This is a genomic window from Streptococcus oralis SK304 (assembly GCF_000287715.1).
Classification (GTDB): Bacteria; Bacillota; Bacilli; order Lactobacillales; family Streptococcaceae; genus Streptococcus; species Streptococcus oralis_Y.
On sequence record NZ_ALJN01000001.1, the window covers coordinates 1 to 12,477 of the forward strand.

14 protein-coding genes and 1 pseudogene are annotated in these 12,477 nt (G+C 40.2%); all 15 read left to right on the forward strand.

Annotation, left to right across the window (positions count from 1 at the left end; translation table 11 throughout):
- Positions 1-1,247, forward strand: a pseudogene (locus HMPREF1125_RS12780) (virulence protein); the annotation flags it as partial.
- 10 nt (positions 1,248-1,257) lie between these two features.
- Positions 1,258-1,866, forward strand: coding sequence for a hypothetical protein (locus HMPREF1125_RS02560; protein WP_000780964.1), 609 nt, complete (start codon positions 1,258-1,260; stop codon positions 1,864-1,866).
- Complete coding sequence (locus HMPREF1125_RS02565) at positions 1,863-2,492, forward strand: hypothetical protein (RefSeq protein WP_001242117.1); 630 nt, start codon at positions 1,863-1,865, stop codon at positions 2,490-2,492. Before HMPREF1125_RS02560 ends, HMPREF1125_RS02565 begins: the two co-directional genes overlap by 4 nt.
- A 51-nt stretch (positions 2,493-2,543) precedes the next feature.
- Positions 2,544-3,071: a hypothetical protein gene (locus tag HMPREF1125_RS02570; protein ID WP_001281102.1), complete on the forward strand. Its 528-nt coding sequence runs from the start codon at positions 2,544-2,546 to the stop codon at positions 3,069-3,071.
- Between the two features lie 24 nt (positions 3,072-3,095).
- Positions 3,096-3,224: a hypothetical protein gene (locus HMPREF1125_RS12915; RefSeq protein WP_268928440.1), complete on the forward strand. Its 129-nt coding sequence runs from the start codon at positions 3,096-3,098 to the stop codon at positions 3,222-3,224.
- A gap of 104 nt (positions 3,225-3,328) precedes the next feature.
- Positions 3,329-4,372 (forward strand): D-alanine--D-alanine ligase, encoded by a 1,044-nt coding sequence (locus HMPREF1125_RS02575; protein WP_000814663.1) that lies wholly within the window; start codon positions 3,329-3,331, stop codon positions 4,370-4,372.
- Positions 4,373-4,457: 85 nt separating this feature from the next.
- Positions 4,458-5,831 (forward strand): UDP-N-acetylmuramoyl-tripeptide--D-alanyl-D-alanine ligase, encoded by a 1,374-nt coding sequence (locus HMPREF1125_RS02580; protein WP_000778711.1) that lies wholly within the window; start codon positions 4,458-4,460, stop codon positions 5,829-5,831.
- Positions 5,818-6,429: an NUDIX hydrolase N-terminal domain-containing protein gene (locus HMPREF1125_RS02585; protein ID WP_000994204.1), complete on the forward strand. Its 612-nt coding sequence runs from the start codon at positions 5,818-5,820 to the stop codon at positions 6,427-6,429. Before HMPREF1125_RS02580 ends, HMPREF1125_RS02585 begins: the two co-directional genes overlap by 14 nt.
- 196 nt (positions 6,430-6,625) lie before the next feature.
- Entirely contained in the window at positions 6,626-7,330 is a 705-nt protein-coding gene (locus tag HMPREF1125_RS02590) for a TIGR02206 family membrane protein (RefSeq protein ID WP_001055263.1), read from the forward strand.
- A 233-nt stretch (positions 7,331-7,563) separates the two neighbouring features.
- Positions 7,564-8,934 carry a cell division protein FtsA gene (gene ftsA / locus HMPREF1125_RS02595; protein ID WP_000196339.1) on the forward strand — a complete coding sequence of 457 codons (1,371 nt, stop codon included), beginning with the start codon at positions 7,564-7,566 and terminating at the stop codon, positions 8,932-8,934.
- Between the two features lie 16 nt (positions 8,935-8,950).
- The gene (gene ftsZ / locus HMPREF1125_RS02600; RefSeq protein ID WP_000144259.1) at positions 8,951-10,207 is read left to right on the forward strand and encodes a cell division protein FtsZ; all 1,257 of its coding nucleotides are present in this window, start codon (positions 8,951-8,953) and stop codon (positions 10,205-10,207) included.
- A 3-nt stretch (positions 10,208-10,210) separates the two neighbouring features.
- Positions 10,211-10,882, forward strand: a complete 672-nt coding sequence (locus HMPREF1125_RS02605) for a YggS family pyridoxal phosphate-dependent enzyme (RefSeq protein WP_001049621.1) — start codon at positions 10,211-10,213, stop codon at positions 10,880-10,882.
- Between the two features lie 9 nt (positions 10,883-10,891).
- Complete coding sequence (locus tag HMPREF1125_RS02610) at positions 10,892-11,422, forward strand: cell division protein SepF (RefSeq protein ID WP_000053365.1); 531 nt, start codon at positions 10,892-10,894, stop codon at positions 11,420-11,422.
- On the forward strand, positions 11,422-11,682 hold the full coding sequence (locus HMPREF1125_RS02615) for a YggT family protein (protein WP_000576504.1): 261 nt from the start codon (positions 11,422-11,424) through the stop codon (positions 11,680-11,682). Before HMPREF1125_RS02610 ends, HMPREF1125_RS02615 begins: the two co-directional genes overlap by 1 nt.
- Positions 11,679-12,470, forward strand: coding sequence for an RNA-binding protein (locus HMPREF1125_RS02620; protein ID WP_000217820.1), 792 nt, complete (start codon positions 11,679-11,681; stop codon positions 12,468-12,470). The genes HMPREF1125_RS02615 and HMPREF1125_RS02620 overlap by 4 nt, the downstream gene beginning before the upstream one ends.
- The last annotated feature ends 7 nt before the right edge of the window (positions 12,471-12,477 follow it).

Sequence of the window (12,477 nt, forward strand, 5' to 3'; positions counted from 1 at the left end):
GAAGAGCAGTTAGCTATCGTAGAAGCTCAGATTCAAGTGAGGGAGAACTGGCTAAATCAAATCACGGACCTCTTTAGTCTCAATTGGGGGAAAGCCTTCTCTGAGAAGACCATCCTCTACAATACCAAGTCTCAAATCGAGTCAGGTATTCAGGATTTGGATGATAAGATTGAAAAACTAGAATTTTTTATCTCACAGGTTTCCCAGTATTTCAGTGATAGTTTAGAAGTCCTTAGCTTAGCGATTCAAGGAGCTACGCAACTAAGTAAAGTCATTGCCGATAGCGATGGGAACTACTATGCGGACGGTCTGGACATGAGCTGGGTACAGAAGATGAAGGATGTGAAGATTGTTTCGCATGCTAAAAGAGATTTTCAAGACTCAGAAACTCGTGCCATCAATAAAGCTTCTAGGGATATGATGCTATCGGACGATGGAGATGCCTACTATCGTGCCGAATTAAAGAAGCGCTTAAAAGGTCGCGACAAGTCTGAATGGGATAAAATAATTGACGACTACAATCACACTCTTAAGATTGATGAAACAGGGAATATCATTGAAATTTATCCCTTGGAACAAGGCTATGTCGTTTCAAAAAATGGGAAATACGATGCGGACTATACTCATTTGGTTAACAAAAAGTTTGATGAACTAAAAGCACAAAACTTTGAAGCAAATTCAGCCGAATTTTGGAGTGGAGTAGCTCAAATATTCTCTGGATTGGGAGTTTACTTTGCAAGTGGTGCCCTTGAAGTCTTGAGTATCATGGCTGGTCCGCCAACAGCAGGGACAAGTATCGTAGCTGGTACGGCGACATCTGTATCAGGTGTACAATATGGGAATGTACTGATAGCTAGTGGAGCAGTGTCCAGCTTATCAGCTATCACAAAGACGGTTTTACTAAATGGCGAAATTCAGGTTAATTATTCTAGCAACTACGATAGCTGGCAAGCCAATAAACCGACGAGTAAGACTTTTGGAAAAAAGTTTCTGGACGAGTTAAAGGTAAAAAGCTTGATAACATTCGAGTTGATGCCGAGCCAAATAGTGGGAAAATCCAAGTTCAGTCGGGGAGTGGAAAGTCAGGTTATGACCTCGACATAGATATCAAAGCTTCAACTATTTCAAGCAGAAAAGATATTGTAGAATGGGTAAATAAACAGTCTGAACTAAAAGGACTTGGTCAAGGTGCAAAAGAGGAAATTATCAAAAATATGTGGAAAGCATTTAACTGGTTGATGCAATAAGGAGTGAACAATGAAATTATACTTAAAGGGTGATTATACAAAAAGAGTACCTTATGGTTATTTGGAACTAGCTGGAAAAATGTGGTTTCCAGAAGATGAGCAAGTTTCTTACTCAAATGCTGGGAATAATGATGCATTACAAGAGGATTTTTCTGTAAATTTATCCTTGAGGAAAAGTACTGCAGATAAGCGATGGTCTAGTGTCCCTCTAAAGGAAGGGGGACGAAGACTCTTTTCACATCTTAACGAATGTATTGAGATAGAGTTTGAAGATGCGTTTGCTACGGATTATAATGAAAAGGGAGACTGTCTCCGTATTTTAACCACCCATCTAGAAGTTTTGACAGTTGATAAACGAGCCATGTACATTATGGCGCTTGAGATTGCAAAGGTGATTGATGGGCAAATTAGCGAAGATAATAAGAAGACATGGCTAACAGTCGAGGAATTTAAGAAAAAGCACGAGGCTATTCTATCTCTGACTTTTGATGAAGCAAATGAACGAAGTTTGATTGAAATTCAAACGATGGATGTTGTAGACGACCCTCTTTGGGAGGAAGAGGCCACTCGTCGAAAAGAATATATACTAGCACATGGAGGCGATATCTCAGATTTATGAGACTATATCTTAAAGGTGATTACACCAAAGAAATTCCATTTGATTACATGGAACTAGCGAAAAGGATGTGGTTTGAGGAAAAAGATGGAATAGAGCCTGATTTGTCGTATGCTGGGTATCTAGATTTACCAATCGATAAACTTTCTATTCACTTAGAATTAGACAAGGAAACTCATGATGTTAGATGGAGGAGTGTTCAAATAAAGGAAGGGATAAAATATGATTTTTTATCCCATAAATGTGAGTATATACAGCTAGATTACGAAGATGCTATCATGTCGGATTTTCGTGAGAAAGGTGAATGTTTAAGAATTGCTTCTAAGCATCTTGACCTTCTCACTGTTGATAAACGAGCTATGTATATTATGGCCATTGAAATTGCGACTGCTATTGATGGTCAGATTAGCGAAGATGATAAAGAGAGCTGGTTAAGTGTGGAGGAATTTAAAAACCGACATGAGAATATCCTTTCGATGAGTTATGAAGAAGCTAATGAGCTGACTTTGGAAGAAATTCCCTTTTTGGACGATGTGAGAGACCCAGTTTGGGAAGAAGATGACCGCAGAAATGAAGAATACATAAAAATCCATGGTGAACCAGTTTATGATGATGAGGAAGATGAGTGAGAATTTATAATCCCACCTATTTGAAAGAGAGTGTTGATAGAGGAAAGGCGAATGTCAGATAAAGTAAAACAGTTTAAGTGGTTGATTGTATTGTCCTTGTTCCTATTAGCGATTCCTTTATATTTTACTTACAATCATTTCCAACAATCTAGTACTTTAAAAGAAGCCTTTGAGAAAAATGAAAGAATTGAAGTTCTTCATCATTTAATGGCATCAGGGAGATATGCGTCTGACATCCGTAAAGCGGGCTATGCCGTTCCTCCTGATGGGGCTATTCGCTTGGATGGAGGAATTGACTCCATAGAGATAAAAGGAGACATCGATTTGAAAATCTCAAATCCTGGAAGGAATGAAGTCACTGTTTTATTTGAAACAACAGTAAAAGAGGAAAAAATAGATGTCTACTATATTTTAGATAATCAGTTAACCATAAAACGTAGTTACTATTCTAATATTAGTAATCAAAAAATAAAAGAGAGTGTGGACATCTCTCAAGCCGAAGAAGAGCGCCTATTAAAAATTGTTCAAAAAGAGCTTGAGGCTTTCATGGAAAAGATGTATCAGACTTTGTATGGATAGTTTGTTGTATTAGACTCAGGTGAGATGACAGGAGCAGCCTACACAGCTGGTAAAGATCTTTTTACAGAGATAATCATCCCCAGCATCAAGAAGTTGCAAGAAGCGATAGACGACAAGCCAGCACACTTTGAAGCTCAAGTGGTGGATAGGTAAAATTTCAGCTCTCAAATGAGGGCTTTTTTAGCTTTAAGTTTTAAAAAAAAAGTAAATATGATATACTAAAGAACGAATATTCTATTAGAATTAGGACAAGTAATATGAAACAAACAATTATTCTTTTATACGGCGGACGCAGTGCAGAACGTGAAGTGTCTGTATTGTCAGCTGAAAGTGTCATGCGTGCGGTCAACTACGACCGTTTCACAGTCAAGACTTTCTTCATCAGCCAGTCAGGTGATTTTATCAAAACACAGGAATTTAGCCAGACTCCAGGTCAAGAGGATCGTCTCATGACTAATGCGACTATTGACTGGGACAAGAAAATAGCGCCAAGTGCCATCTACGAAGAAGGTGCAGTGGTCTTTCCAGTTCTTCACGGTCCGATGGGAGAAGATGGCTCTGTTCAAGGATTCCTTGAAGTTTTGAAAATGCCCTATGTCGGCTGCAATATCTTGTCATCAAGCCTTGCCATGGACAAAATTACGACCAAGCGTGTTTTAGAATCTGTAGGGATTGCCCAAGTTCCTTATGTGGCCATCGTTGAAGGTGATGATGTGACTTCTAAAATCGCTGAAGTTGAAGAAAAATTGACTTATCCAGTCTTCACGAAACCGTCAAATATGGGTTCAAGTGTTGGTATTTCTAAGTCTGAAAACCAAGAAGAACTCCGTCAAGCTTTGGAACTTGCCTTCCAATATGACAGCCGTGTCTTAGTAGAGCAAGGGGTGAATGCTCGTGAAATCGAGGTTGGTCTCTTGGGCAACTACGATGTGAAGAGCACGCTTCCTGGTGAAGTGGTCAAGGATGTTGCCTTTTATGACTATGATGCCAAATATATCGATAACAAGATTACCATGGACATCCCAGCCAAGATTAGTGATGATGTGGTAGCTATCATGCGTCATAATGCACAAACAGCCTTCCGTGCAATCGGTGGCCTCGGTCTGTCTCGTTGTGATTTCTTCTATACAGATAAGGGCGAGATTTTCCTAAACGAGCTCAATACCATGCCAGGTTTCACCCAGTGGTCTATGTATCCACTACTTTGGGACAATATGGGAATCAGCTACCCAGAACTAATCGAGCATTTGGTTGACCTTGCTAAGCAAAGTTTTGACAAGCGCGAAGCGCATTTGCTATAAAAATGAAAGAGAGGGTAGAAGCCAGAACCGTCACCTGCCAGGTGAATGAAGTTCTCGGACTTCAACCCTTTTTAAAGGAGTAGAAATGAAACTTACAATTCACGAAATTGCTCAAGTTGTTGGAGCTAAAAATGATGTTTGTCTTTTTGCGGATGCTCAGTTAGAAAAGGCTGAGTTTGACAGTCGTTTGATTGGGACAGGTGATTTGTTTGTGCCACTTAAAGGTGCGCGTGATGGTCATGACTTTATCGAAACAGCTTTTGAAAATGGTGCAGCAGTAACCTTGTCTGAGAAAGAGGTTGCAAATCATCCCTACATTCTAGTAGACGACGTGCTGTCTGCCTTTCAAGCCCTCGCAGCCTACTATCTTGAAAAAACGGCTGTTGATGTCTTTGCAGTTACAGGTTCAAATGGCAAGACAACGACCAAGGATATGTTGGCGCATTTACTGTCAACAACCTACAAGACATACAAAACTCAGGGCAATTACAATAACGAAATTGGTCTTCCTTACACAGTTCTTCATATGCCAGATGATACTGAAAAGTTGGTCTTGGAAATGGGACAGGATCACCTAGGAGATATCCATCTTTTGTCTGAATTGGCTCATCCTAAGACAGCCATTGTGACCTTGGTTGGAGAGGCTCATTTGGCCTTTTTCAAAGACCGTTCGGAGATTGCTAAAGGGAAAATGCAAATTGCTGATGGTATGACACCAGGTTCTTTGCTTTTGGCACCAGCTGATCCGATTGTAGAGGACTACTTGCCTACAGATAAAAAAGTGGTCCGTTTTGGGCAAGGATCTGAGTTAGAAATCACAGACTTGGTAGAGCGCAAGGATAGTCTGACCTTTAAGGCGAATTTCTTGGGACAAGCCCTCGATTTGCCAGTGACAGGTAAGTACAATGCCACCAATGCTATGATTGCTGCTTATGTGGCTCTACAAGAAGGAGTTTCAGAGGAGCAAATTCATCAGGCCTTCCAGAACCTAGAATTGACGCGTAACCGTACTGAGTGGAAGAAAGCAGCCAATGGAGCAGATATCCTGTCAGATGTCTACAATGCCAATCCAACTGCTATGAAGTTGATTTTGGAGACATTCTCTGCCATCCCAGCTAATGAAGGGGGCAAGAAAATCGCTGTCTTAGCGGACATGAAGGAACTTGGTGACCAGTCTGTTCAACTCCATAACCAGATGATTTTGAGCCTCTCGCCAGATGTGCTGGATACCGTTATTTTCTACGGAGAAGACATTGCCGAATTGGCACAACTGGCTAGTCAAATGTTCCCAATCGGTCATGTATTCTACTTTAAGAAAACTGCGAGCGAAGATCAATTTGAAGACCTTGTCAAGCAAGTTAAGGAAAGACTCGGTGCCAATGACCAAATTTTGCTCAAAGGATCGAACTCCATGAATCTAGCCAAGCTGGTAGAAAGTTTAGAAAATGAATGCAAGTGATTTTACCAAGTATCTGCAAAGAATGCTAGCCATTACGGATACTGGATTAACCTTTACAAAAGATCCTTTCGACCGTGAGCGCTACGAGGACTTGCGAAGTCTGTTATCTGAAATGTTGAATCAGGTATCAGACCTCGATGCAGAAGAAGTGGCAGAAGTCATGAAACCGACTTCCGCTTATGCAACTCCTCTGATGGATGTCCGTGCTTGGATTGTTGAGGATGAAAAAGTCTGTTTAGTTAGAGGAAAAGGGGAGGATAGTTGGGCTTTGCCAGGTGGATTTGGTGAAGTCGGCTACTCTCCAACCGAAAATATTCTTAAAGAAATTGAAGAAGAAACTGGTTTTACAGCAAAAGCTGAAAGGTTACTTGCAGTTTTTGATACCAATCGTTTCCAACTACAGAGCAAACAATATGCAAAGTTTGTCTTTGAATGTCAACTTCTTGACGGACAATTTCAAGAAAATCAAGAAATTGCTGACCTTCAATTTTTTGCCATTGACCAATTGCCGGCCTTATCTGAAAAACGCATCACCAAGGAGCAAATGGAGATTCTTTGGCAAGTTTATAGAGGACAAAGAGACCAATATGTCGATTAGTTTGTGCTAGAGAAGTCGACAAATCAAAAAAGGGTGTCTGTAAAGTGCATTTCTGCAATACAAATGATATAATAGGTTGCGAATTTAAGACGCAAGTGTTCTATGAATAGCATAGAATCAAGTTTTTTCAAAAAATTTAAAAGCTGGAGAAAGTGAATTTTTTACTGCCTCTAGCTAGATGAACGAGGAATAGAATATGAATTTGTGGGATAAATTATTTACCACGCAGATATCAGAACCGCCCCAGTTTGAACTCCACTGGTATATTGGTTTATTATGTTTACTGGCCTTTACTTTCTACGCTTCTTATCGTTTTCGCGACAAAGTGGCTTACCAACGATTTATTCAGATTCTTCAATCTGTTCAACTGATTGTTCTGTATGGCTGGTATTGGGGAAACCATCTGCCCCTGTCAGAAAGTTTGCCCTTCTATCATTGCCGTGTAGCCATGTTTGTCTTGCTCCTGATCCCGGGGACCTCTAAGTACAAGCAATACTTTGCCCTTTTAGGAACCTTTGGGGCAACAGCGGCTCTGACTTATCCACTATTTGACCCCTACCCATTTCCACACGTGACTATCCTGTCCTTCATTATCGGACATGTGGCACTTTTGGGAAATGCACTTTTATACTTGTTTAAAAACTATGAAGCTTCCCTGCTCAACTTCAAAAATGTAGCGGTGATTACCTTCACCTTGAACGCTTTGATATGGGTTGTTAATTTAGTTGTCAGTGGGGATTATGGTTTCTTAACAAGACCGCCACTTGTTGGGAATCACGGACAACTTTTGAATTACCTTATTGTTTCGAGCGTTATCGTGATAGCAATTTGCGTAACAGCAAAATTGCTAGAGATTTTTTTACAGCAAAAATCGGAAGAATTTATTCAAGAGAAGGTCTAAATAGACCTTCTTTTTTTGATGGGTTATAAATATTATCGAATTGTTGACAAGAACATCAAAAACTTTTTCCAGAAGAAAAAGTTTCTAATATTTTCTCAAAAAACATGCAGGAAATTTACGAAAAACTAAGCATGATTAGTTTTTTTGTGTTATAATATTCTTTGAATAGCTATGCCCAAACATAGTTATTAAATAGAAGTGAGAAACTTGGAAGACAGAGAGGATGCGATGTAATGACTAGAGATGGTTTTTTTACAGGCTTAGATATCGGAACTAGCTCGATTAAAGTGCTAGTAGCTGAGCATAGAGATGGCGAAGTAAATGTAATTGGTGTTAGTAACGCCAAAAGTAAAGGTGTAAAAGACGGAATTATTGTTGATATTGAAGCAGCTGCTTCAGCAATCAAATCCGCAATCACACAGGCAGAAGAGAAAGCAGGCATTTCTATCAAGTCTGTCAACGTTGGTCTTCCAGCAAATCTCTTGCAGGTCGAACCAACACAAGGAATGATTCCTGTAACATCAGATACAAAAGAAATCACAGATCAGGATGTTGAAGATGTTGTTAAGTCAGCTTTGACAAAGAGCATGACTCCTGATCGTGAAGTGATTACCTTCATTCCAGAAGAATTCATCGTGGATGGTTTCCAAGGAATCCGTGACCCTCGTGGTATGATGGGTTTTCGCTTGGAAATGCGTGGTCTGCTTTACACAGGTCCTCGTACGATTCTACACAATCTTCGCAAGACAGTTGAGCGTGTAGGTATCCAGGTTGATAATGTGATTATTTCACCTTTGGCAATCGTGAACTCAGTTCTCAATGAAGGCGAACGTGAATTTGGTGCGACTGTCATTGACATGGGTGGAGGTCAGACTACTGTAGCGACTATCCGCAATCAAGAATTGCAATTCACCAACATCTACCAAGAAGGTGGAGATTACGTTACAAAAGACATCTCTAAAGTCTTGAAAACATCTCAAAAGATTGCAGAAAGTTTGAAACTGAACTATGGTGAAGCTTATGTTCCGCTAGCAAGTAACGAAACTTTCCAAGTTGAAGTAATTGGTGAAGTAGAGCCTGTTGAAGTGACAGAAAGCTACTTGGCAGAAATTATCTCAGCACGCATCAAACATATCTTTGACCAAATCAAACAAGAGTTGGAAAGAAGACACTTGTTGGATTTGCCAGGAGGTATCGTCCTTATCGGTGGAAATGCAATTTTGCCGGGCGTTGTCGAATTAGCCCAAGAAGTATTTGGTGTTCGAGTAAAACTCTATGTTCCAAATCAGGTTGGAATTCGCAACCCTGCATTTGCTCACGTAATTAGTTTATCTGAGTTTGCTGGTAAATTGACTGAAGTCAATCTTCTTGCTCAAAAAGCAGTTAAAGGAGATGAATTCCTTCGTCAAAAACCAATCAACTTTGGCATTCCAAATCAACGTTTGAATCCTGTGGCGCAACCAAGCCCAACACAGACAACTCCAGTTGAAACTGTACAGGAAACTCCAGTTGCTCCCAAGGAAGAATTCCAAGCAAGTTCTCAAAGTAAACCGAAGCTAACAGAACGTTTCCGTGGTTTAATCGGAAGCATGTTTGATGAATAAAAGAGGATAAGAAATTATGACATTTTCATTTGATACAGCAGCAGCTCAAGGCGCAGTTATTAAGGTAATTGGTGTCGGTGGTGGTGGTGGTAACGCCATCAACCGCATGGTTGACGAAGGTGTTGCTGGTGTAGAATTTATCGCAGCCAACACTGATGTACAAGCACTTAGCAGTACGAAAGCAGAAACCGTTATCCAACTTGGTCCCAAATTGACTCGTGGTTTGGGTGCTGGAGGTCGTCCAGAAGTTGGACGTAAAGCTGCAGAAGAAAGCGAAGAAGCTTTGACGGAAGCAATCAGCGGTGCAGACATGGTCTTCATCACTGCTGGTATGGGTGGTGGATCTGGTACAGGTGCTGCCCCTGTTATTGCACGTATCGCTAAAGATCTTGGTGCTCTTACAGTTGGTGTTGTGACACGTCCTTTCGGATTTGAAGGAAGCAAACGTGGTCAGTACGCTGTAGAAGGAATTAATGAACTTCGCGAGCATGTTGATACTTTGTTGATTATCTCTAACAATAACTTACTTGAAATTGTTGACAAGAAAACACCGCTTCTTGAAGCTCTTAGTGAAGCAGATAACGTTCTTCGCCAAGGTGTTCAAGGGATTACTGACTTGATCACGAACCCAGGATTGATTAACCTTGACTTTGCTGACGTGAAGACTGTAATGGCAAACAAAGGGAATGCCCTTATGGGTATCGGTATTGGTAGTGGTGAAGAGCGCGTTGTTGAAGCAGCTCGTAAAGCAATTTACTCTCCACTTCTTGAAACAACTATCGATGGCGCCGAAGATGTGATTGTCAACGTTACTGGTGGTCTTGATTTAACTTTGATTGAAGCAGAAGAAGCTTCAGAAATCGTCAATCAAGCAGCTGGCAAAGGTGTAAACATCTGGCTTGGAACATCTATCGACGAAAGCATGAAGGATGAAATCCGTGTGACTGTTGTAGCGACAGGTGTTCGTCAAGAACGACTAGAAAAAGTAGTCGGGTCTGCTACCAACCAACCAGTTGGTCGACCATCAACTAAAACTCCACAAGCACATACATTTGACCGTCAATTCGACTTGGAAGAGACAGCAGAACTGCCTAAATCAAGTTCACGTCGCTTTGAAACCAACCAAGCATCTGCTTTTGGAGATTGGGACTTGCGCCGTGAGTCAATTGTTCGCCAAACAGATCCCGTTGTTTCACCAGTTGAACGCTTTGAAACACCAGTTTCACAAGATGAGGATGAATTGGATACACCTCCATTCTTCAAAAATCGTTAATCAATGAATTTGAAAAAAAATACTGAATTAGTTTTTCAGCAAATTGCTGATGCTAGTCAAAAAGCCAACCGTAATCTAGATGCTGTTTCAGTAATCGCAGTGACAAAATATGTAGATGTACAAACAGCGGAAGCCTTGCTTCCACTTGGCATCCATCATATCGGTGAAAATCGAGTTGATAAATTTTTAGAAAAATATCAGGCCTTGAAAGATTACCCAGTCACTTGGCATTTAATAGGAACACTACAGAGACGGAAAGTAAAAGAAGTAATCCCATATGTGGATTACTTTCATGCTTTAGACTCCCTAAAGTTAGCACAGGAAATTCAAAAGAGAACAGATCATGTTATCAAGTGTTTCTTGCAGGTTAATATTTCTGGGGAAGAAAGCAAGCATGGGTTTTCAAAAGAAGAATTGCTAGAACTTTTGCCAGAATTGGCTAAGTTAGATCAGATTGAGTATGTTGGTTTAATGACCATGGCTCCTTTTGAGGCAGACAGTGATGAATTGAAAGAAATTTTCAAGGATACGCAGGCTCTGCAAGCAGAAATTAGAGAAAAACAAATCCCTAATATGCCGATGACAGAGCTAAGTATGGGAATGAGTCGTGATTTTAAAGAAGCGATTCAGTTCGGCTCAACCTTTGTTCGAATCGGTACAGCATTTTTTAAATAGGAGAGAGCTATGTCTTTAAAAGATAGATTCGATAAATTTATAGATTATTTTACAGAAGATGGGGAAGAAACGACTAACTACCAGACTCAACAAGAGGAAACAGTTAGCCCAGCCATCTCATCTTCTAAAGAATTACCAGCACCTGCTCAGTCAGGATTAGCAAAAGATGCGAATATTACTCGTCTCCATGCTCGTCAACAAGAGTTGGCAAAACAAAACCATCACTCAGATGAGAAAGTGACGATTGATGTTCGTTATCCAAGAAAGTATGAGGATGCAACTGAGATTGTTGATTTGTTAACTGGAAATGAAAGCATCTTGATTGATTTCCAATACATGACAGAAGTACAAGCGCGCCGCTGCCTTGATTACTTGGACGGAGCCCGCCATGTCTTAGCTGGGAATATGAAAAAAGTTGCGAGTACGATGTATCTATTGACGCCTGTCAACGTTATCGTGAATATTGAGGATATCAAACTTCCAGACGAATCACAAGGTGCCGAGTTCGGCTTTGATATTAAACGAAATAGAGCAAGATAATGATTTTCTTAATCCGTTTAATTCAAAATGCAGTTAGCATTTACTCCATCATTCTCGTTGCATTTGCTCTTCTTTCATGGTTTCCAAATGCCTATGAAAGTCAACTAGGTCGCTTAGTCATCAGACTTACTCGTCCAGTTATCGAGCCACTTCGTAAGCTCAATTTACAATTTGCTGGTCTTGATTTTACGGTTTGGGCCGCGTTGATTCTGATCCAGTTTCTTGGAAATATCTTAACACGACTAGTGCTATTACTATGACAGTAAATCGATCCATTTATCAGCATTTTTCCCAATATGATATTCCTTTTATTGACAAGGGGATAGAGTGGATCAAGCGGGTAGAAGATACATATGTACCGGTGCTTACTCCTTTTATCAATCCCCATCAGGAACAGATTTTAAGGGTGCTTGCTGGGACATATGAACTGGGTTGCCAAAGTAGTGGTGATTTTCTCCCGACGGAGTCGGTTCGTGTTCTTCTGTATCCAGATTACTTTGAACCGGAAATATCAGACTTTGAAATGACCTTGTTAGAAATTTGCTATCCGAGCAAGTTTGAACAGCTGAGCCATGGAAAAATATTGGGAACAATCATCAACCAGCTAGGAATTGACCGTAAATTATTTGGTGATATCTTGGTAGATGAAAAGAGAGCACAGATTTTTGTCAATCGTGATTTTATTCCTCTTTTTCAGGATGGAATAAGAAAGATTGGCAGACTTCCTGTATCGCTGGAGGAACGTCCTTTTACCGATAGGATTATATCTAAAATTGACTTTAGAGAACGAGAAATTTTAGTTTCGAGTTTTCGATTGGATGCCCTCTTATCAAGTGCCTTGAAATTATCTAGAAATCAAACCAGTCAACTAATTGAGAAAAAATCTGTTCAGGTAAACTATCATCTGGTTGAAAAATCTGATTACCAGGTTGCCGTTGGAGATTTGATCAGTGTGAGAAAGTTTGGTCGTCTAAAAGTTGTTAAAGACAATGGACAGACAAAAAAAGACAAGATAAAATTAAGCATTCAATTATTATTAAGTAAGTGAGGAAAAG

Bases quoted from the DNA above. Each gene is read 5' to 3' on its own strand.
- HMPREF1125_RS02560 (WP_000780964.1), top strand. From the start codon at position 1,258: ATGAAATTATACTTAAAGGGTGATTATACAAAAAGAGTACCTTATGGT.
- HMPREF1125_RS02565 (WP_001242117.1), top strand. From the start codon at position 1,863: ATGAGACTATATCTTAAAGGTGATTACACCAAAGAAATTCCATTTGAT.
- HMPREF1125_RS02570 (WP_001281102.1), top strand. From the start codon at position 2,544: ATGTCAGATAAAGTAAAACAGTTTAAGTGGTTGATTGTATTGTCCTTG.
- HMPREF1125_RS12915 (WP_268928440.1), top strand. From the start codon at position 3,096: ATGACAGGAGCAGCCTACACAGCTGGTAAAGATCTTTTTACAGAGATA.
- HMPREF1125_RS02575 (WP_000814663.1), top strand. From the start codon at position 3,329: ATGAAACAAACAATTATTCTTTTATACGGCGGACGCAGTGCAGAACGT.
- HMPREF1125_RS02580 (WP_000778711.1), top strand. From the start codon at position 4,458: ATGAAACTTACAATTCACGAAATTGCTCAAGTTGTTGGAGCTAAAAAT.
- HMPREF1125_RS02585 (WP_000994204.1), top strand. From the start codon at position 5,818: ATGAATGCAAGTGATTTTACCAAGTATCTGCAAAGAATGCTAGCCATT.
- HMPREF1125_RS02590 (WP_001055263.1), top strand. From the start codon at position 6,626: ATGAATTTGTGGGATAAATTATTTACCACGCAGATATCAGAACCGCCC.
- ftsA (WP_000196339.1), top strand. From the start codon at position 7,564: ATGACTAGAGATGGTTTTTTTACAGGCTTAGATATCGGAACTAGCTCG.
- ftsZ (WP_000144259.1), top strand. From the start codon at position 8,951: ATGACATTTTCATTTGATACAGCAGCAGCTCAAGGCGCAGTTATTAAG.
- HMPREF1125_RS02605 (WP_001049621.1), top strand. From the start codon at position 10,211: ATGAATTTGAAAAAAAATACTGAATTAGTTTTTCAGCAAATTGCTGAT.
- HMPREF1125_RS02610 (WP_000053365.1), top strand. From the start codon at position 10,892: ATGTCTTTAAAAGATAGATTCGATAAATTTATAGATTATTTTACAGAA.
- HMPREF1125_RS02615 (WP_000576504.1), top strand. From the start codon at position 11,422: ATGATTTTCTTAATCCGTTTAATTCAAAATGCAGTTAGCATTTACTCC.
- HMPREF1125_RS02620 (WP_000217820.1), top strand. From the start codon at position 11,679: ATGACAGTAAATCGATCCATTTATCAGCATTTTTCCCAATATGATATT.